Annotated in this window: 12 protein-coding genes and 1 pseudogene; 6 read left to right on the top strand and 7 right to left on the bottom strand. The window is 70.7% G+C overall.

The features are described from left to right. Window positions 1-135 precede the first annotated feature (135 nt). Window positions 136-920, bottom strand: a pseudogene (locus IG08_RS54320) (alpha/beta fold hydrolase). A 195-nt stretch (window positions 921-1115) separates the two neighbouring features. On the opposite strand from IG08_RS54320, the gene paaK reads away from it, so the two are divergent. Further along, a complete protein-coding gene (paaK, locus tag IG08_RS0120920; protein WP_030604549.1) occupies window positions 1116-2411 on the top strand; it encodes a phenylacetate--CoA ligase PaaK in 1296 nt (431 codons plus the stop codon). Window positions 2412-2427: 16 nt separating this feature from the next. Here the strand turns inward: paaK and IG08_RS0120925 are convergent, their stop codons facing one another. Continuing rightward, on the bottom strand, window positions 2428-3924 hold the full coding sequence (locus IG08_RS0120925) for an acyl-CoA synthetase (RefSeq protein ID WP_030604551.1): 1497 nt from the start codon (window positions 3922-3924) through the stop codon (window positions 2428-2430). A gap of 111 nt (window positions 3925-4035) precedes the next feature. On the opposite strand from IG08_RS0120925, the gene IG08_RS0120930 reads away from it, so the two are divergent. Then, window positions 4036-6432: a penicillin acylase family protein gene (locus tag IG08_RS0120930; protein WP_030604553.1), complete on the top strand. Its 2397-nt coding sequence runs from the start codon at window positions 4036-4038 to the stop codon at window positions 6430-6432. A gap of 46 nt (window positions 6433-6478) precedes the next feature. Here the strand turns inward: IG08_RS0120930 and sigJ are convergent, their stop codons facing one another. The 3 genes from sigJ to IG08_RS0120945 form a co-directional block, all read right to left on the bottom strand. Further along, the gene (sigJ, locus tag IG08_RS0120935) at window positions 6479-7345 is read right to left on the bottom strand and encodes an RNA polymerase sigma factor SigJ (RefSeq protein ID WP_030604555.1); all 867 of its coding nucleotides are present in this window, start codon (window positions 7343-7345) and stop codon (window positions 6479-6481) included. Window positions 7346-7881: 536 nt separating this feature from the next. Beyond that, on the bottom strand, window positions 7882-9432 hold the full coding sequence (locus IG08_RS0120940; protein WP_030604559.1) for an acyl-CoA synthetase: 1551 nt from the start codon (window positions 9430-9432) through the stop codon (window positions 7882-7884). Beyond that, window positions 9429-10541: an NAD(P)H-dependent flavin oxidoreductase gene (locus IG08_RS0120945; RefSeq protein WP_030604563.1), complete on the bottom strand. Its 1113-nt coding sequence runs from the start codon at window positions 10539-10541 to the stop codon at window positions 9429-9431. Before IG08_RS0120945 ends, IG08_RS0120940 begins: the two co-directional genes overlap by 4 nt. A gap of 168 nt (window positions 10542-10709) precedes the next feature. On the opposite strand from IG08_RS0120945, the gene IG08_RS0120950 reads away from it, so the two are divergent. Next, window positions 10710-12476, top strand: a complete 1767-nt coding sequence (locus IG08_RS0120950; RefSeq protein WP_030604566.1) for a serine hydrolase domain-containing protein — start codon at window positions 10710-10712, stop codon at window positions 12474-12476. A gap of 4 nt (window positions 12477-12480) precedes the next feature. Here IG08_RS0120950 and IG08_RS0120955 read toward each other — a convergent pair whose 3' ends face one another. Continuing rightward, complete coding sequence (locus IG08_RS0120955) at window positions 12481-13332, bottom strand: helix-turn-helix transcriptional regulator (RefSeq protein WP_030604569.1); 852 nt, start codon at window positions 13330-13332, stop codon at window positions 12481-12483. Between the two features lie 53 nt (window positions 13333-13385). On the opposite strand from IG08_RS0120955, the gene IG08_RS0120960 reads away from it, so the two are divergent. Next, on the top strand, window positions 13386-14195 hold the full coding sequence (locus tag IG08_RS0120960) for an SDR family NAD(P)-dependent oxidoreductase (RefSeq protein WP_030604572.1): 810 nt from the start codon (window positions 13386-13388) through the stop codon (window positions 14193-14195). Here the strand turns inward: IG08_RS0120960 and IG08_RS0120965 are convergent. Then, window positions 14192-15766: a phytoene desaturase family protein gene (locus IG08_RS0120965; RefSeq protein ID WP_030604575.1), complete on the bottom strand. Its 1575-nt coding sequence runs from the start codon at window positions 15764-15766 to the stop codon at window positions 14192-14194. The genes IG08_RS0120960 and IG08_RS0120965 overlap by 4 nt on opposite strands. Window positions 15767-16073: 307 nt before the next feature. Here IG08_RS0120965 and IG08_RS0120970 point away from each other — a divergent pair, with 307 nt between their 5' ends. Further along, window positions 16074-17045 (top strand): hypothetical protein, encoded by a 972-nt coding sequence (locus IG08_RS0120970; protein WP_234342929.1) that lies wholly within the window; start codon window positions 16074-16076, stop codon window positions 17043-17045. Beyond that, on the top strand, window positions 17042-20338 hold the full coding sequence (locus tag IG08_RS0120975; RefSeq protein WP_030604579.1) for a CHAT domain-containing protein: 3297 nt from the start codon (window positions 17042-17044) through the stop codon (window positions 20336-20338). Before IG08_RS0120970 ends, IG08_RS0120975 begins: the two co-directional genes overlap by 4 nt. Window positions 20339-20366: the final 28 nt, after the last annotated feature.

The following is a 20366-nucleotide window of genomic DNA, read 5'->3' on the forward strand; positions in this document are numbered from 1 at the left end:
TCCCGTTCCCGGACCACGGACACGATCCGTGCCGCCGGACCGCGGAGCGAACGCGGGCAACCAGAACGCCCAACACCGTTCGGAGCGTTCGGCTGAGCACGAATCCTGGCAACAGGACTCACCCCCACTCAGCCTTTAGGAACGGTAGTGCCCGGCACCCGGCTGGACGGCGAACTCGGCGTTCGGGAACACGTCGGCGGCGCGGCGGGCCAGGGCGGGGCGCGGGCCTCCGTCGAGTTCGCCGGCGAGGACGAGAACCGGGGCGGTCAGCCGGGCGAGGGCGGTGCGGGTCGTGGGTGGGTCGTAGGCGCCGTCGGAGCCGTAGACGTCGCCGGCCGCGTCGTTGAACTGCTCGTCGGCGCGGGCCTCGTGTTCCTCGGCCGCCTTGTCCCAGCGGCCGTGGAAGAAGGGCGCGAACACCGGGTCGAAGTCGCCCGTCCCGGCCAGCCAGGCCTCGAACGCGGGGAATGCCTCCGCGAACCAGGGCTCGCCCTGCCCCAGCCACGCCGCGGCCAACCGGTCCTCGGCCGTGGGCTGCATGCCCAGCGCCCACGGATTGGCGGTGACCAGCACCAGCCGCCGCACCCGTTGCGGGTACCGGGCCGCGTACAGCATCGCGAGACTGCCGCCAGCCGAGTGCGCGAGCAGATCCATGTGGTCGAGCCCCATGTGGTCCCGCCACACCTCCACGTCGTCCACCAGCCGGTCACAGCGGTACGTCGCCGGTTCCGCCGGCACCGCGGAGTCACCGGTACCGCGCACGTCGAGCAGAGCAAGCCGGCGGTGTGCGGAGAGTCCGCCCAGGTCTCCGAGGTAGGCGGAAGCCCGCATGGGACCGCCCGGCAGGACGATCAGCGGCGTGCCCTCGCCCCTGACCGATAGGCGAGTTCGGTCCCGTCGGACGCAGTGAAGGTCGGCATGGTGCCGATCCTGACCGCCGGCCGCTGCCGCCGCAACGGACTTCTCGCAGCCGGCGGTGCTCTGCGCGGCGCCACGAACAGAAAGTGCGAGCAGCCCCCTTGCCTCAGCCATCGTCGACTGGATTACTGATCCCCAGTACCCAGACCGAATGATCGGTCGCCCGGAATGGTGCGGTTGGTGAGGAGGACGTCCCGATGGCGGATGCGACGGAGCTGCTGGACGCGGGGGAACGGCTGGACGCCGAGGCGCTGCGGGCGCTGCAGCTGGAGCGGTTGCGGGCCTCGCTGCGGCACGCGTACGCGCACGTGCCCTTCTATCGGGAGTCCTTCGACAAGGCGGGTGTCCGGCCCGACGACTGCCGGACCCTCGCCGACCTGGCCCGCTTCCCCTTCACCACCAAGGCGGACCTGCGCGAGAACTATCCGTACGGGATGTTCGCCGTGCCCCGGGACCGCATCCGCCGTATCCACGCGTCCAGCGGCACCACCGGCCGCCCCACCGTGGTCGGCTACACCGACAACGACGTGTCCCTGTGGTCCGACATGGTGGCCCGCTCCCTCCGCGCGGCGGGCGGGCGGCCCGGCGACACGGTGCATGTGGCGTACGGATACGGGCTGTTCACCGGTGGGCTCGGGGCCCACTACGGCGCCGAACGACTCGGCTGTACGGTCATCCCCGCGTCCGGCGGCATGACGGCCCGCCAGGTCCAGCTGATCCAGGACCTCGAGCCCGGAATCATCATGGTGACGCCGTCGTACATGCTGACGATCCTCGACGAGTTCGAGCGGCAGGGCGTCGACCCTCGCGGCACCTCCCTGCGCGTGGGTGTCTTCGGTGCCGAGCCCTGGACCGAGGAGATGCGGCGGGAGATCGAGGAGCGGTTCGCTATCGACGCCGTCGACATATACGGGCTGTCGGAGGTGATCGGCCCGGGGGTCGCGCAGGAGTGCGTGGAGACCAAGGACGGGTTGCATGTGTGGGAAGACCATTTCTTCCCCGAGGTCGTCGACCCGATCACCGGTGAGGTGCTGCCGGACGGTGAGAAGGGGGAGCTGGTCTTCACCTCGCTCACCAAGGAGGCGATGCCGATCGTCCGCTACCGGACGCGGGACCTGACGCGACTGCTTCCGGGCACGGCCCGCGTGTTCCGGCGGATGGAGAAGGTGACCGGCCGCAGCGACGACATGGTCATCCTGCGCGGGGTGAACCTGTTCCCCACCCAGATCGAGGAGATCGTGCTGCGCACGCCGGGCGTCGCGCCCCACTTCCAGCTCCGGCTCACGCGCGAGGGCCGCCTCGACGCCCTCACCGTACGGGCGGAGGCCCGCCCGGGTGCCACGCCGGAGGACCGGGAGGCGGCCGCGCGGGCCGTCACAGCGGGCGTGAAGGACGGCATCGGCGTGTCGGTGACCGTGGAGATCGTCGAACCGGAGTCGCTGGAGCGGTCGGTGGGCAAGATCCGGCGGATCGTGGATCTGCGCCCGCATTGACCACGTGACCGGCCCCTCAACCTCCGAACCGGTCCCTGAGCTCCCGCTTCAGGATCTTCCCGCTCGCGTTGCGCGGCAGTTCGTCCACGAACACGACCCGCTTCGGCGCCTTGAAGTGGGCGAGTTTCTCGCGTGCGTGGTCGACGAGTTCGGCCTCTGTGACCTCGCCACGGGGGACGACGACAGCCGTCACGGCCTCGATCCACCGTTCGTCGGGCAGACCGACCACAGCGACCTCGGCGACCGCCTCGTGCGTGTACAGCGCGTCCTCGACCTGGCGTGAAGCGACCAGTACGCCACCGGAGTTGATGACGTCCTTCACCCGGTCGACGATCGTGAAGTAGCCGTGTGCGTCGCGCACCGCGAGGTCGCCGGAGTGGAACCAGCCGTCGCGGAAAGCCTCGGCGGTCTCCTCGGGCTTGTCCCAGTAGCCCTCGCACAACTGCGGTGAGCGGTAGACGACTTCGCCGGTTGTGCCGTCGGGGACGTCCTTGCCGTCCTCGTCGACCACGCGGGCGTCGACGAAGAGGACGGTGCGGCCGCAGGAGTCCATCCGGCCCTTGTGCTCGTCGGGTGCGAGGACCGTGGCCAGCGGGCCGATCTCGCTCTGGCCGAAGCAGTTGTAGAAGGCGAGTTTCGGGAGCCGTTCGCGCAGTCGCTCCAGGACGGGCACCGGCATGATCGACGCGCCGTAGTACGCCTTGCGCAGTCCGCTCAGGTCGCGGGTGGCGAAGTCGGGGCGGTTGGACAGGGCGATCCACACCGTGGGCGGGGCGAACAGGCTGTCCGCGCGGCCCTGTTCGATCAGGTCGAAGAGCCGGTCGCCGTCCGGTGCGTCGAGGATGGTGTTGGTGGCCCCGACCGCGAGGTAGGGCAGCAGGAACACGTGCATCTGCGCCGAGTGGTACAGCGGCAGCGAGTGCACGGGCAGGTCGCCGGCGCTGAGGTCGAGGGCGGTGATCGCGCTCAGGTACTCGTGCACCAGGGCGCGGTGGGTCATCATCGCGCCCTTCGGCAGGGCCGTCGTCCCCGAGGTGTACAGCAGCTGGACCAGGTCCTCGCTGCGCGCCTCCGGGCCGTCGTACGCCGGCGCCGCGGCCTGCCGGGCCAGCAACGAGTCGTCGGCGTCACGCAGGGGCAACGTACGGGCCCCGTCCGGGAGTCGACCGGCGAGGTCCGGGTCGGCGAGGACCAGCGCGCTGCCCGACTGGCCGACGATGTACGCGAGGTCGTCGCCGGTGAGGTTCTCGTTGACCGGCACGTGCACCAGGCCCGCGCGGGCGCAGGCGAGGAAGCCGATCAGGTACGCGTCCGAGTTGTGGCCGTAGGCGCCGACCCGGTCGCCGGGGTCGAGGCCCTGGTCGAGCAGCACGCTCGCCGCGCGGGAGACGGCCTCGTCGAGTTCCTCGTACGTCCATGAGCGGTCGCCGTACTCCAGCGCGACGCGCGCCGGGGTGCGTCGGGCGCTGCGCCGCAGCACCCCGTCAACCGTACTGCCGTGTCCCTGCGTCATGCCTCATGATCCTCGGCCTGTCGCCGAGGCAGGTCAAGCACCAGGGGGGCTCGGACACATACCCGTTGGTACGCTCAACCGCTCCTTCCCTCAATGACGTTGGGAGGCACCATGCGCACCCGCCTGAGACGCACCGTCGTCGCGGCCGTCGCCCTGTTCACCGCCGGGACCGCACTGCCGGCATCCGCCGCACAGAGCCCGGACCGACAGGAACACCCGTCCCACGATGGTCTGTCCGCCGTCGTCCGCTACACCGAATACGGCATTCCGCACATCGTCGCGAAGGACTACACGAACCTCGGCTTCGGCACCGGATGGGCGCAGGCCGCCGACCAGGTGTGCACGCTCGCGGACGGTTTCGTGACCGTGCGCGGCGAGCGTTCGCGATTCTTCGGACCCGACGCGGCCGCCGACTCCGCGCTGTCCTCCGCCTCGAAGAACCTTGCCAGCGATCTGTACTTCCGCGGTGTGCGGGAGACCGGCACGGTGGAGAAGCTGCTCGCCGAACCGGCGCCGGTCGGCCCGAGCCGACAGGTCAAGGACCTGATGCGGGGCTTCGCGGCGGGCTTCAACGCCTGGCTCAAGCAGAACCGGATCACGGACCCGGCCTGCAAGGGTGCCGCCTGGGTACGTCCCGTGACGACCCTCGACGTGGCAGCGCGCGGCTTCGCGCTCGCCGTGCTCGGCGGCCAGGGCCGGGCCGTGGACGGCATCACGGCCGCGCAGCCGCCGGCCTCGACCACCTCCGCGGTCGCTCCCGACGCCCAGGACACCGCCCGGGCCGCCCGCGAACTCTTCGCCACGGACTCCGCCGACATGGGCTCCAACGCCGTGGCCTTCAGCGGGGCCACGACGGCGAACGGCCGCGGACTGCTGCTGGGCAACCCGCACTATCCCTGGCAGGGCGGACGGCGCTTCTGGCAGTCGCAGCAGACCATCCCCGGCGAGTTGAACGTCTCCGGCGGCTCGTTGCTCGGCTCGGCGACGGTGTCCATAGGTCACAACGCACATGTGGCCTGGAGCCACACCGTCGCCACGGGCATCACGCTCAACCTCCACCAGCTGACCCTGGATCCGGCCGACCCGACGACGTACCTCGTGGACGGCAAGCCCGAGCGGATGACCGAGCGCACGGTGACCGTCGCGGTGAAGGACGGCTCTCCGGTGACACGGACCCAGTGGTGGACCCGGTACGGCCCGGTGGTCACCTCGCTCGGTGCCTCGCTGCCGCTCCCGTGGACGGCCACGACGGCTTACGCGCTCAACGACCCCAACTCCACGAACCTGCGCGCCTCCGACACGGCACTCGGGTTCAGCAAGGCCCGCAGTACGGACGACGTGCTCGGCTCGCTGAAGCGCACGCAGGGCCTGCCCTGGGTCAACACGATCGCCGCCGACTCACGCGGCCACACACTGTTCACCCAGTCCCAGGTGCTCCCCCGGATCACCGACGACATCGCCCAGCGCTGCTCCACTCCCCTGGGCAGGGTCACCTATCCCGCCTCGGGGGTCGCGGTCCTCGACGGCTCGCGCGGCGACTGCGCGCTCGGCAGCGACCCGGACGCCGTACAGCCGGGGATCTTCGGGCCCGCGAAAATGCCGGTCCTCAAGGACGCCCCGTACGCGGAGAACTCCAACGACAGCGCGTGGCTGGCCAACGCGGACCGGCCGCTGACGGGCTACGAGCGGGTCTTCGGCACGACCGGAACCCAGCGTTCGATGCGCACGCGGGGCGCGATCGAGGACGTGGCGGCGATGGCCCTGAAGGGCGGTCTGACCGTACGGGACCTGCAGGCGCAGCAGTTCGCCAATCGGGTGCCCGCGGGCGACCTGGTCGCGGCCGACGCGGCGAGGGCCTGCGCCGCGTTGCCCGGCGGTACGGCAACGGGCAGCGACGGCAAGGCCGTTGACGTCGGCGAGGCCTGCGAGGTACTCGCGGGCTGGGACCACTCGGTGAACACCGGCAGCAGGGGCGCGCTGCTCTTCGACCGGCTGTGGCGCAAGCTGCCCACGTCCCAGTTGTGGAAGGTGCCGTTCTCGGCGGCGGATCCGGTGCGCACCCCGAACACGCTCAACACGGACGCCCCGGCCTTCGCCACGGCCCTCGCGGACACGGTCGCCGAGCTGCACGCCGCGGGCATCCCGCTCAACTCCTCTCTCGGGGAGCACCAGTTCGTCGTACGGAACGGTCAGCGCATCCCCGTCTCCGGCGGCACGGAGTCGCTGGGCGTGTGGAACAAGGTCGAGCCCGTGTGGAACGCGGCGGGCGGCGGCTACCCGGAGGTGACGACCGGGTCCAGCTACATCCAGGCCGTGGGCTGGGACGGCGGCCGCTGCCCGGTGGCACGTACGCTGCTGACGTACTCCCAGTCCTCGAACCCGAACTCGCCGCACTTCAGCGACCAGACCCGGTTGTTCTCGGATGAGAAGTGGGTGACGTCCCGGTTCTGCGAGAAGGACATCCTGTCCTCGCCCGCGCTGCGGATCGTCCGCGTCCGCGAGCACTGAGCAGGGATGTGGTCCCGTCACACATGTGGCGGGACCACACTGCACATCACGCCGTCACGTGGCCGAGCTTGTCCGGGTTGAGCACGGCGTAGACGCCGTCGATACGGCCGTCCCAGACGTCGATCGTGACGACCTGGTCGATGCCGTCGACCGCGAGCGCCAGCGCGGGCCGGCCGTTGACGTCCACGAGACGGGGTGGGCCGAAGGGGTACCGGGCGACGAGGCCCGCGACGAAGGCGACCACGTGCTCGCGGCCCTCGACCGGCCGCAGGGCGGCCCTGACCTTGCCGCCGCCGTCGTTCCAGGCGACGACGTCCTCGGTCAGAAGCTCGGCCAGTCCGGCGAGGTCGCGGTTCTGCGCTGCCTCCAGGAACCGGACGAGGAGCTTGGCGTGCGCGTCCTCGGCGAGCTCGAACCGGTCGCGTCCGGCGGCGAGTCGGCGCCCGGCGCGCCGGTGCATCTGACGACAGCTCGTCTCGGTGGTGTCGAGGATGCGGGCGATCTCGCCGTACGGCAGCTGGAAGGCCTCCCGCAGGACGAACACCGCCCGTTCGGGGGGTGACAGACACTCCATCAAGTGGACGGTGGCATAGGCGACCGTGTCCCGCAGCTCCGCCGTGTCCAGGGGGCCCAGCGCGTCGGTGGCCACCGGTTCGGGCAGCCAGGGCCCGGTGTAGGCCTCGCGGGTCACCCGCGCCGACTGCAGCTGGTCGAGGGCGAGCCGTGAGGCGACGGTGATGAGGAAGGCCCGGGGTTCGCGGATCCCGGTGCGATCGGTGGCCGACCATCGCAGGTAGGCCTCCTGGACGACGTCCTCGGCGTCCCACATGCTGCCGAGCAGCCGGTAGGCGAGCCCGAGCAGCAGGGGGCGATGGGTCTCGAACTGCTCGGTCGCCGGCTCCGGTGTTTCCAATTCCCGTGTCCTTCCCTGTCGTTCGGTGTGCGGTGGCAGCATTCCGTATGTGATGGCCCCTCAGTGCGTGGTGACGGCACCAGTCAACTCCGCCGCGCACCCGTCGCGCCAGGTGGCATGGGGGGCGCCAGTTCAGGGTGAGGGCGGCGGGCGCGTTGTCCGCACGGCGCAGCCCGTCGATGAAGGCGACGCCCCAGCCGCCGACGGTGAGCATGGCGAGGGCAGTGGGCGCCTTCTTCGGAAGGCCCGTAGAGGTGCCCTGAGCGGAGAGCTGCGGGGTGGCGGTGAGCATGGTCACGACCGCGTCGGGCGCGGCCGCGCTTCGCTGGAAGTGCCGCGATGGGTAGTCCCTCGGCTGCGGCGCCATCGTGGCTGGTCGCGCCGACGCGGCGGAGGCGCACATCGATACAGCTCCGCGCCCCTTCGGGGCGGTGCCGACACTCTTGGACAGCCGAACCCCGGTGTCTCCCAGGACGTTCCAGCATCAGGACAGGCCGACTGGGGCGCCCCATGACAGCTCCCCACTGCGCCCCACGTCACACAGGTCGCGTACGGCCCTCCCAGTACGGGTCCCGCAGCCGCCGCTTGTACAGCTTGCCGTTGGGGTCGCGGGGCATGTCGGCGATGAAGTCGACGCTCTTGGGCCGCTTGTAGCCGGCGAGTTGCTCGGCACAGTGGTCGAGGATCGAGGCGGCGAGGTCGGGGCCGGGCGCGTGGCCGGGCGCGGGCTCGACGACGGCCTTGACCTCCTCGCCCCAGTCGTCGTGCGGGATGCCGAAGGCGGCGGCGTCGGCGACGGCCGGGTGGGCGAGGAGGGCGGACTCGATCTCCGCCGGGTAGATGTTGACCCCACCCGAGATGATCATGTCGATCTTGCGGTCGCGGAGAAAGAGGTAGCCGTCCTCGTCGAGGAGGCCGAGGTCGCCGACGGTGAAGAAGTCGCCGATGCGGTTCTTCTTCGTCTTGGCCTCGTCCTTGTGATAGGCGAAGCCGCCGGTGTTCATCTTCAGGTACACGGTGCCGAGTTCGCCGGGCGGCAGCCGGTTGCCGTCGTCGTCGAAGATCGCGAGTTCACTGATGGGCCAGGCCTTGCCGACCGTGCCGGGCTTCTTCAGCCAGTCCTCTGCGGTCGCGAAGGCCCCGCCGCCCTCACTCGCCGCGTAGTACTCCTCCACACACGGGCCCCACCAGTCGAGCATCGCCCGCTTCACGTGGTCGGGGCAGGGAGCGGCGCCGTGGATGGCGTGCCGCATGGACGAGACGTCGTAGCGCGCCCTGACCTCCTCCGGGAGTGCCAGCAGCCGGTGGAACTGGGTCGGCACCATGTGCGTGTGGGTGCACTTCTCACGGTCGATCAGCCGGAGCATCTCCTCCGGCGTCCACTTGTCCATCAGGACCAGACGGTGGCCGATGTGCAGGGAGGCGCCCGCGAACTGGAGGACGGCCGTGTGGTAGAGCGGCGAGCAGACGAGGTGCACGTTGTCGTCGAACGGCCGGATGCCGAAGATGCCGAGGAAGCCGCCGAGGTACGCCTCCTCCGGCTCCTTGCCGGGCAGCGGGCGCCGGATGCCGCGCGGGCGGCCGGTGGTGCCCGAGGTGTAGTTCATGACCCAGCCGAGGGTGCGGTCGGAGGGGGCCGACTCCGGTTGTCCGTCGAGGAGTTCGGCATACGGCCGGAAGCCCTCGACCTCGCCGACGGCGTACCGGTGGGTGGCCGGGAGGCCGGCCTCGTCGGCGGCCTGTCGGGCGGGCGCGGCGAAGCGTTCGTGGGCGAGGAGCACCTTGGCGCCGGAGTCGGCGACGATCCAGGCGATCTCGGGGGCGACGAAGTGGTGGTTGACGGGGACCAGGTAGAACCCGGCCTGGGAGGCGGCGAGGTAGGCGGTGAGGAATTCGGGCCCGTTGGGCAGGACGACGGCGAAGGCGTCGCCGCGCTCCAGCCCGGCGGCGCGCAGACCGTGGACGAGGCGGTTGACGGCCGCGTGCAGGCGCCCGGCGGTCCACTGTTCGCCGTCGGGGGCGACGAGGACCGTGCGTGAGGGGTCCTGAGTGGCCTGGGCCCAGAATCCGGCGGGGGGTGTGCTCACGACTGGCCGCTCCTTCCGGCGATGCGGTTGATACGGTCGACGGCCCGCTCGAAGCCGCGGGTGAGGTCGTCGAAGACGGCCTGGACGCTGCGTTCGCTGTTCATCCGGCCGACGATCTGGCCGACGGGCGTGCCGAGCAGAGGCTCGACCTCGTACTTCTGGATGCGCGAGACGGCCTCGGCGACCAGCAGGCCCTGCAGCGGCATGGGAAGGGTGCCGGGACCGTCGGTGGCGTCCCAGGCGTCGGTCCACTCGGTGCGCAACTGGCGGGCGGGCTTGCCGGTCAGGGCGCGGGAGCGGACGGTGTCGCCGGAGCCGGCGGCGAGGAGTTTGCGGGTCAGGGCGGGTGAGTGCATGTCGGCTTCCGTGGTGGTCAGCCATATGGAGCCCAGCCACACACCCTGGGCGCCGAGCGCCAGCGCCGCCGCCACCTGCTGACCGCTCCCGATCCCCCCTGCCGCAAGGACGGGCAGCGGATCGACGGCCTCGACGGCCTCCGGCGTGAGCACCATGGACGCGATGTCACCGGTGTGGCCGCCGGCCTCGTAGCCCTGCGCGACGACGATGTCGATGCCCGCTTCCTTGTGCTTGACGGCGTGCCGGGCACTGCCCGCGAGCGCGGCGACGAGCACGTCCTGCTCATGGGCCCGGGCCACGACATCCGCGGGCGGGGAGCCCAGGGCGTTGGCGAGCAGCCGGATCGGATAGTCGAAGGCGACATCGAGCTGGGTGCGGGCGACCTGCTCCATCCACCCCGTGATCCGCCACCCGGACGCCTCGCCCTCGGCGAGTTCGGGCACGCCGTACTTGGCGAGGGTCTCCTGGACGAACTGCCGGTGGCCTTCCGGGATCATCGCCTCGACGTCGGCCTCGCTCACGCCCTCGACCTTCTTCGCGGGCATGACGACGTCCAGGCCGTAGGGCTTGCCGTCGACGTTCGCCTCGATCCAGTCGAGATCGCGCTTGAGGTCGTCGGGTGCCGTGTAGCGGACCGCGCCGAGCACTCCGAAGCCGCCGGCCCGGCTGATGGCCGCGGCGACGGCGGGGAACGGCGTGAAGCCGAAAATGGCGTGCTCGACTCCCAGGTTCTTGCTCAGCTCCGTCTGCATGGCCGCAGAATGCCGCAGTCCTCCGGCCGACGGAAGGGATTTTCTGATGCTCCGTCAGATTTCTGGCCGCCCGCACGCCCCGTTGACACACCGCACACCTGACACGAAAGTTTCACCGCACAAGGTGATCCCGGAAAGATACTTTCAGCGGTGTGGCGGGAGGCCTCGATGACCGAAGGCACGGCAGGCGGCGGCAGACTGACCCGGCGGCAACTGGGAAGACGGGCCCTGGCATTGGGCGGCGCCCTGGCGATCGCCCCGTTCCCGGCAGGACCGGCGCCGGCGGCGGAGCCGACCACCCGTCGTCCCACCCTGCACCACGGCTCCCCCGAACAGGCCGGTCTCCTCCCCGTCCACCTCCACCAACTCGTCACCGACGCCAAGGCCTTCCTCGGCCCCTCCCCCAAGCACCCCTGGTACGCGGGCGCAGTCCTGCTGGCCGGACGCGGCGGCACCGTGGCCCTGCACCAGCCCATCGGCATGGCGGTGCGCTACGCGTCGTACGACGAGAAGACGGACACCGGCGTCGAGTTCCCTGCAGAAGAGCAGATTCCGATGGCCGAGGACACCGTCTTCGACCTGGCCTCGGTGTCGAAGCTGTTCACCTCGATCCTCGCCGTGCAGCAGATCGAGCGGGGCGCGCTGGAGCTGGAGGGGAAGGTCGCCGCGTACCTGCCGGAGTTCGGCGCGGCGGGCAAGCAGGACATCACGATCCGTCAGCTCCTCACCCACACCTCGGGTTTCCGCGCCTGGATCCCGCTGTACAACGCGCCGACGTACGAGGAGAAGCTCCAACTCATCTGGAACGAGGCACCGCTCAACCCACCCGGCACCAAGTACCTCTACTCCGACCTGAACCTGATCTCGCTCCAGCTGGTCCTGGAGAGGGTCACCGGCCGCCCGCTGGACGTCCTCCTCCGCGACGAGATCACGGAACCGCTCGGCCTCGACCGGACCCGCTACAACCCGCCCGCCTCCTGGAAACCGAAGATCGCGGCCACGGAGGACGCCCGTAAGCCCTGGTCCGGCCTGGAACGGGGGCTCGTATGGGGCGAGGTGCACGACGAGAACGCCTACAGCCTCGGCGGGGTCGCCGGGCACGCCGGGGTGTTCTCGTGCACCTGGGACCTGGCCGTACTCGGTCGCACGCTGCTGAACGGCGGCGTCTACGGCAGGGCGCGCATCCTGCGCCCGGAGTCGGTGGAGCTGATGTTCACCGACTTCAACACCGCCTTCCCCGGCGACGAGCACGGACTCGGCTTCGAGCTCTACCAGCACTGGTACATGGGCGCGATGGCCACTCCGCGCACGGCGGGACACACCGGCTTCACCGGCACCTCGCTGGTCCTCGACCCGACGACCGACTCGTTCCTGATCCTGCTCGGCAACTCGGCGCATCCCGTGCGGAGTTGGCGTTCCGGTTCCGCTCCCCGAGTGGCGGCCGGGAACAACATGGCCCGCGCGGTGGCGGTCCGGCCCCGGTACGGCCGTACGGCATGGTTCTCCGGAATGGCGAGTGCCACGACCGCGACACTCACGCTGCCCGCGCTCGACACGTCGACGGGCGACGCGCGGCTGCGCTGCACCCTCTGGTGGGACACCGAACCCCAGGCCGACGTGCTCGCGTTGGAGGCCACGGCGGACGGTGGCGCGACCTGGCAGGCCGTCCCGTTCACCACCGCGGGGCAGGAGTACCCGGCGGGCACGGTCACCGGCTGGTCGGGCCGGGTCTGGCACCGGCTCACGGCGGACCTTCCGGCAGCCCGGCAACTGGCTCTGCGCTGGCGTTACGCGACCGACCAGCTGTACGTCGGCCGCGGGACGTATGCCGACGGGCTACGCGTCGAGACGGCCCAGGACGTCCTCTTCGACGCGGCCCGTCCGGCGGACGCGGCACGGATCGAGGCCGACGGCTGGGTCGTATCCAGGGATTGACGGCTCAGCCGGGCACGTCCAGCCGCTGCGTACCCACGACCGCCAGGAGGCGCAGCGCCTCCTCTGACGGCGTGCCGGGAGTCGCGGTGTAGATGACGACCCGCTGGTCGCGGTCGGCGATGTCCAGGACATCGCAGTTGACGGTGACGAGGCCGACGACGGGGTGGTCGAAGGACTTGCAGAGGGTGGGGCGGGCGGTGACGTCGTGAGCGGCCCACAGACGGGCGAACTCCTCGCTTCCGGAGAGGAGTTCCCCGATCAGGCCGCGCACCTCGGGGTCGTCGGGGTAGCGGGCGGAGGCGGCGCGCAGCTGCTGGACCGAGGAGTGGGCGAACTCCTCGCCGTCCGACACGCCGTACAACCGCCGCCCTTCGGGATGCGGGCCGAGGAAGGCCCGCCGGATGAGGTTGCGATCGCGGCGGGAGAGGGCGGAGAAGTCCTCCATGAGCGCCGCGGCCAGATCGTTCCAGGCGATGACCTCGCAGGCCGCCGAGGTGACGATCGCCGCGGCCTGCGGCAGCCGGTGCAGCAGGTCGACGATGGACTGCCGCACCTCGCGCGAGGGCCCGGGCGGCAGGCCCGGCGGCGTACCGGCGAGGTGGTGGAGGTGGTCGCGTTCGGCGTCCGACAGGCGCAGGGCGCGGGCGATCTGGACCAGCACCTCCCCGGACGGCCGCGGAGCGCGAGCCTGCTCCAGGCGCGTGTAGTACTCGGTGGAGATGTACGCCAGCTGCGCCACCTCCTCGCGGCGCAGTCCCGGGGTGCGGCGGCGCGGCCCGGCGGGCAGCCCCACGTCAGCGGGGGTGATGCGCTCGCGCCGGCTGCGCAGGAAGTCGGCCAGTTCTTGTCGGTCCACGCCCCCAGTGTGCGGGGCGCCCCGGAGCCCAGCCAGGTACTGCCGGTGCCTGGATGAGGATCGCGGCCGGGCGCAGGCTCGACGGCATGACCAACACCACGACCACACCACTGCTCGCCGACAAGGTCGCCTTCATCACCGGCGCCGGCCGCGGCATCGGCGCCGCCGCGGCCCGGCTGTTCGCCCGGGAAGGCGCCCGTGTGCTCCTCGCGTCCCGCACGGAGACCCAGCTCAAGACGGTGACCGAGGAGATCCGGGCCGCCGGCGGCACCGCCGACTACGTACGGTGCGACCTGGCAGACCCGACGAGCGTCCGCGCCGCCGTCGACCGGGCCGTAGAGCTGTACGGCAGGCTCGACATCGCCTTCAACAACGGGGCCACGGGCCAGCAGCCCGGCCCGATGGACCAGCTGGCCGAAGCCGACTTCGACCACGTCGTCGCGGTCAATCTGAAGGGTCCCTGGCTGGCGATGAACGCCGAGATCGCCGCGATCCGGGCTACTGCGGGCACCGGCGCGATCGTCAACAACTCCAGCGTCGGCAGCCTGATGGCCAACCCCTGGCTGCCCGCGTACGGCGCCGCGAAGCGGGCGGTGAACAGCCTGACCGCGTCGGCCGCCGCGACGTATGGCCCGGAGGGCATCCGCGTCAACGCGATCGCGCCCGGAACGACCATGACCGAGATGATCGACGAGTGGGAGGCGAGCTCCCCGGGCATCGTCGAACAGCTCGTCGCGCAGACCCCGCTGGGCCGGGGCGCACAACCGGACGAGATCGCCCAGGCCGCCGCCTGGCTGCTGAGCGACCGCGCCTCCTACGTCACCGGGACGGTGCTCCAGGTCGACGGAGGTGCCCGGGCCTAGTCGGAGCCTTCCAGGACCGCCATGGCGGCGTTGTGCCCCGGCACCCCGCTCACCCCTCCCCCGCGCACCGCGCCGGCCCCGCACAGCAGCACGTTCGCGTGCCGGGTCTCCACACCCCAACGGCCGGTGCCCTCCTGGGCGTACGGCCAGGAGAGGTCGCGGTGGAAGATGTTGCCACCGGGCAGGCGGAGGTCCCGCTCCAGGTCCAGCGGCGTCTTCGCCTCGATGCAGGGCAGTCCGTCCGCGTCGGTGGCCAGGCAGTCGGCGAGGGGCTCGGCGAGGTGGGCGTCCAGCTGGGCGAGGGTCGACTTCAGGAGTTCCTCGCGTACGGCGTCGTTGTCGCGTTCGAAGAGCCGGGCCGGTGTGTGCAGGCCGAACAGCGTCAGCGTCTGGTAGCCCTGCTCGACGAGATCCGGGCCGAGGATCGTCGGGTCGGTGAGGGAGTGACAGTAGATCTCGGAGGGCGGGGCGGCGGGCAGTTCACCGGCGGCGGCCTGGGCGTGGGCGGCGGCCAGCTGCTCGTAGCCCTCGGCGATGTGGAAGGTGCCGGCGAAGGCCTCGTGCGGGTCGACCGAGGTGTCCCGCAGCTGCGGGAGGCGCTTGAGGAGCATGTTGACCTTGAGCTGGGCGCCCTCGGCGGGGGCGGGCTGCTCGTCGCCGGTGAGCGCGGCCAGTGCCTGCGGGGAGGCGTTGACCAGGACGTGCCGGGCGGCGACGACGCCCTCCCCGTCGGCTGTGCGGTAGGTGATCTCGGCGGCGTTCCCGTCCGTGTCGATCCGTACGGCCTCGTGCCCGGTGGCGATGACGGCGCCCGCCTCGCGCGCCGCGGTCGCCAGGGCGTCGGTGAGGGCGCCCATCCCGCCGACGGGCACGTCCCAGTCGCCCGTGCCGCCGCCGATCACGTGGTAGAGGAAGCAGCGGTTCTGCCTGAGCGAGGGGTCGTGGGCGTCGGCGAAGGTTCCGATGAGAGCGTCGGTGAGGACGACGCCCCGGACCAGGTCATCGGCGAAGCGATCCTCCACGGCCACACCGATCGGCTCCTCGAAGAGGGCCCGCCAGGCCTCCTCGTCGTCCACCCGCCGCCGCAGTTCGTCGCGCGTGGGCAGCGGTTCGGTGAGGGTCGGGAAGACCCGCTGGGCGACCTGGGCCGTCATGCCGTAGAACCGCTGCCAGGACGCGTACTCGCGCTCGCCGCCGGTGAGCCGGGCGAAGGCCTCCCGCGTGCGGCGTTCGCCACCGCCGACGAGGAGGCCGGTCGGGCGGCCGTCGCGCTCGACGGGGGTGTACGACGAGACGGTGCGCGTGCGGACGCGGAAGTCGAGGCCGAGATCCCGGACGATCTTCTTCGGCAGCAGGCTGACCAGGTACGAGTAGCGCGACAGCCGGGCGTCCACGCCGGTGAAGGGCCGGGTAGAGACGGCGGCGCCGCCGGTGTGGTCCAGCCGCTCCAGGACCAGCACGGACCGGCCGGCCCGGGCCAGGTAGGCGGCGGCGACCAGGCCGTTGTGGCCCCCGCCGACGATGACGGCGTCGTATGTTCGGTGTGTCCCGTGTCCTTCGTGTGCAGGCATGGTTCTTCGTAACACGCGGTGATCTAGGTCGGCCAGGCATGCGGAGCACTCAGGTCTGCGACAGCGCGCGGGCAGAAGTGCGCCGGACCCGGGAACCAGCTGCCACTTCCGTGCCGTTGTAGTAGCTGAAGTCACTCGGTGTACCTGGCGTCAGGGGGCGCGCATGCAGGATCCGTCGGCGGCGTGGCATGTTCCGTTCTCGGCTCGGTTGTTTCCCGACAGCGCCGCCCTGACGCAATGGGTTGCGCGGAACGAGCACGAGGCCTGGCGTGCGGTGACGACGACCAGGCAACTGGTCGATCGGGGAGTGAAGCACCGTCATGCGCACGGGGTGCTGCTGCTGTCCGTGGGCATGCCGTTCTCCGCCTGGATGGTGCTCAGGGAGGCGGAGTACGAGGCTACGCAGGCGCAGGGCGGTGACAGAGAGGGCCCACTGCCGCCGGGGAGCGACGACCCGGTGCTGCGCGCTTTGCGTGCCGACTTGTCCACTGCGTCGGTGCGTTGCGGTTTCTGGGACCTCGGCATGAACCAGCTGATGAAGGCCACCCAGTGCACCGCCAGGCCGGACGAGGAACCTCTTGAGCTGTACCGCCGCGGTGAGATGCTGTACGGCGCTCTCTCCAGGCGGAAGCAGGAGCGATCGCTGCAGCGGTTGCGGGTCGCCTACTTCGAGGAGCTGGCCGGTCGCGGCGAGGCGACGCCCGTTCAACGACTGGAACACGCCAAGTCCTTGTTGGCGCTCGGAGCCCTCGATCACTCGATCGCCGACTACGACGCCGCGGAGGATGTTCTGGTCCCGTTGGGGGAGGACAAGGAACACGGCAAGGTCGCCCTGGAACTCCTGGTGGGGATGCATCTGCAGGCGGGCGCCCGCGACCGGGAACAGCAGGCGCGGGCACGTAGGAGACTCCACCGTGTGTCAGCCGACTCGGCCGTGTTGCGGGAGGGCGCAGCCGCAGACGAAGGTAGCCGTCAGATACGCGACCTAGAGCTGCAGCACACCGCGGGCATCCTCTCTTTCCTGTCCGAGCACGCCGGTGACGCGGAGCCAGGTCCGGAACTCCGCCGCCGGCTGCTCCTTCTCGCCCGAGCCCACCCGGATCAGCCGCACTGCGCCGTGAACGCGGCCCTGGCCTACCTGGAAAGGGGCCTGCGCTCAGAGGCCCAGGCGGCACTGGACCTGGCAGACGGGCCGCTGTCGGATGCCGACTGTGGGGATCTGGCCGCCCTCGGGCTCACCATCGCCCACACCGCACGCATGAGGAAGGCGGCAGGGTGACCACGCCGGACATCGCCAACAGGGTCGTCGACTTTCTCATGACGCACTCGACAAACGTCGACACATTGCTGGTCAACCTGAAACGGATATTCGAGAAGGACAGGCCCGCCATCCAGAGCGCTCTCCAGCAACGGGCGGAGACGGCGGCGGAAGCGGGCCGTCCGGCCGAGGCGGAACTGCTGGCGTTGCTGGTCGGACAGGCACGCCAGGAGTGGGGGCCCCTGCGGCACGACGCCGGCCAACCCGCTTTTGCGGCACTCCTGGACCGAGTCGTCCGCCTGGACGGTCTGCTGGACGCCTTTCTCGCCTTCCGCAGCAAGCGCGATACTCTGCCCGACGATCCGGTGACGGTCGCCCAGAACCTGCTGGGCTCTTACCACGGCATCACCGCCCATCAGCGTTCGGCGGTGCTCGCTGCCCTGGCCATGGCCGTCCCTGACGCACCACTGTCCGCGGTAAGAGCGCGGACGTGGTGGGCGTTCGGCCTGATGGACCGAGCCAACCAGGACGAGACGCTCGGGCGGGCCGATGTCCTCGGGGTGCGCGACCGTCGTCGTGCGCTGTTCCATGCCGGCCGCGCTGTCGTGGAGTTGCATGCCGCCGGTCACCTTGAACAGGATCTGGAGGTCGCCTACTGGGCATACGGAATGCTGGCCCAGGCTCACCGCAGCCTGGGCGACCGTCGCAAGGGGCTGCGTGTGCTGTTGGACTGCCAGCGGCAGCTGCGCCACCTGGACGACGACCGGAAACGGTGGGTGGAGTTCGACCGGGCGCTGGCCATCGAAATGTCGGCGATGGGTCACGCCCGTGCCGCGCTGATCCACTTCGATCAGGCTCTGCGCACCGTCCGCGAACTCGCGAACGGCCGTCCGCACGCGTTCGAGGTCCGCCTGTTGATCGACCGCGGGAACACCCACCTGCACAACGGCACTCTGCCATCGGCCACAGCAGACCTCCGTGAAGCTGCTGAGATCGCCGACACCCTCCACGAAGCTGAGATCGCACTCGAGGCCCGCGCGCTATTGGCCAGTTCGCTGAATTCCAGGGGCCGGAGCAGGGAGGCGCTGCGCATCTTCGAGGAGAACCTCACGACGGGCCTTCGCGGCGGCATCCTCAGGGCGCACACGTTCCGCTGTGCCCTCGCTCAGCAACTGTGCGCCATGGGGTACCTCGACGAGGCCGAGGAGCAGTACAGCCTGGCGCTGGCGGAAATGCGTCTTGGGCGGGCCACTCGAAACGCGAACGAAATCGGTTGCCTCTTCGGACTGGGCAATGTCGCTGAAGCGCGCGGTGACCATGAACAGGCCATGGCCTGGTTCCAAGAAACTTACCGAGTAGCGTTCGATTTCGGCCGCCCGATGGAGGGCGCGTCGTTGCTGGCCGTCACACTAGGACGCCGCATCGAACGGGACGGAAGCCGGAGCACTGCGCAGGAACTGCTCGCGCAACTCACCCAGCTCCGTCAGGATGCCCAGAAACTGGGCGGCCACGCCGACGAGTTCCTGACCGGAAACGCATTGCTGTCGTGTCTCTGCGGCCTGGATCGCTGGGCGGAGGCCGCCGACCTGTGCCGGCAGTTCATCGCCCAGGCCGACCGGAGGGCCGACCGATCCGACGACGTCCAACCGGATCTGGCCGGCTACAAGGAGCGGCAGAGGTTCGTCGAAGCCTTCCGTGACCGGCCCGACCTGCTCGACGAATGCTTCAGGTACGCGCAGTGGTGCCGTGACGCGGCCCTGCGCCGGATCGACCACACACCCTGGCCCGTGCTGCGCGCCGAGGCCGGCGGCCGGGCGCTGGGCACGTACGAGGAACTGCTGGCTCTCTTCCACGACCACGGCGACGACCTGCCGCTCCCCGACGACCGCCCCGTGCCCGAGCAGTGCTTCGACCTCCATGAGGAGGTGAAGGCGCGAGACCTGCTGACCGATCTGTCCCTCGGACCGCTGCCGTCGCCTCCGGGGGTACCCGCACAGCTGCTCTCCGAGGAGCAGCAGTTGCTGACGACCTTGCGGCACGATCTCAGCCGGTCGGCCGTGGGCGCCTTGGGCCCCGCATCCGACGGGTCCGCCGACAGACTCACCACACGGCTGTCGGCGGTGCACTCGGCGATCAGCACCTACTCCCCGGAGTACGCGCACCTTCGGCAGGGAGCCCCCGCGCATCTGGGCGAGGCTCGCGCGCTGGTCGAGCAGCACGCCCCGCCCGAGGGCATGCTCCTGGCCTCCTACTTCTGCGGCGAACGCGACACCTACTGTTTCGTGCTGACGTCCGACCACGAACCGCTGAGGATGCACCGGGTGCCACTGGGCCGGGCCCGGATCGAGGCCGTCTCCCGGCGGCTGCGCACCGTCTTCAACGGCGGCCGGGACCCCTCCGGTGTTCTACTCCGTCCGCTGCCCGCCCGGCGGCCGGACAAGCGCGACACCGGCTTCCTCGCCGAGCTGACACCCCTTCTGGAGCCCTTCGCCGATCTCCTGGCCGAGCGACGGCTCGTGGCCGTATCGGCCCACGGCCCGCTGGCCGGCGTACCGTTCGCCGCGCTCCCCCTCCCGTCGGGCCGGCGCCTGGGGGAAACGAACGCCGTGGTCAACATCCCAGGCGTGAGCAGCCTGCGCTACCTGATGGCGCACGCTGCCGTCCCGCCCCGCACGGCGGTCGCGGTCGGATGTGCCGGACAGGAGGACGACACGGCACTGTTCGAACACGACGACGCTCTCCTCGGTGACGGTCCTTGGCGGTCGGTGTCCCGGGTGGCCGGGCTCGACGCCACCCCGACCACCGTGCGCGACGCACTCGCTCACGCCGAACTCGCCCATGTCACGGCCCACGGCTACGCGGACACGGGCGACCCGTTGGACACGGCGCTGCTCTTCTCCGACGGTGTGACACGCCCCAGCAGGAACTGGGAACCGCACAACCTGCCCGCCCATGCCCGGTATCTGCTGCGCGCGCGGGACATCACGGTGGCGGACGCGGCACCGCACCGTCTGGTGCTGCGTGCCTGCTCGGCGGGCTGGGGCGAGGCCGACCACCCCGGAGCCGATCTCACCGGGCTGACCTGGGCATTCCTGCGTTCGGGGAGTCGCAGTGTCATCGCACCGCGCTGGGATGTGAACCAGGAGAGCTCCCGCGAGCTGCTCGCCTCCTTCTATCGGCGCCTCGGCAGGGGTGCACCCGCCTGGCGCGCACTGTGGGAGGCGCAGCGGGAGCTCGCCCAGGACACCGACCGTCCCTGGCTGGGCCATTTCTTCCACTGGGGCGCCTTCACCCTGACCGGAGACTGGCGCTGACCCGTCCATCCGGCCGCACGCCGTCAAA

The sequence above is a fragment of the Streptomyces fulvoviolaceus genome (assembly GCF_000718165.1).
GTDB lineage: Bacteria > Actinomycetota > Actinomycetes > Streptomycetales > Streptomycetaceae > Streptomyces > Streptomyces fulvoviolaceus.

Bases quoted from the DNA above. Each gene is read 5' to 3' on its own strand.
- IG08_RS0120945 (WP_030604563.1), bottom strand. From the start codon at position 10,541: ATGCAGACGGAGCTGAGCAAGAACCTGGGAGTCGAGCACGCCATTTTC.
- paaK (WP_030604549.1), top strand. From the start codon at position 1,116: ATGGCGGATGCGACGGAGCTGCTGGACGCGGGGGAACGGCTGGACGCC.
- IG08_RS0120950 (WP_030604566.1), top strand. From the start codon at position 10,710: ATGACCGAAGGCACGGCAGGCGGCGGCAGACTGACCCGGCGGCAACTG.
- IG08_RS0120930 (WP_030604553.1), top strand. From the start codon at position 4,036: ATGCGCACCCGCCTGAGACGCACCGTCGTCGCGGCCGTCGCCCTGTTC.
- IG08_RS0120960 (WP_030604572.1), top strand. From the start codon at position 13,386: ATGAGGATCGCGGCCGGGCGCAGGCTCGACGGCATGACCAACACCACG.
- IG08_RS0120925 (WP_030604551.1), bottom strand. From the start codon at position 3,924: ATGACGCAGGGACACGGCAGTACGGTTGACGGGGTGCTGCGGCGCAGC.
- IG08_RS0120965 (WP_030604575.1), bottom strand. From the start codon at position 15,766: ATGCCTGCACACGAAGGACACGGGACACACCGAACATACGACGCCGTC.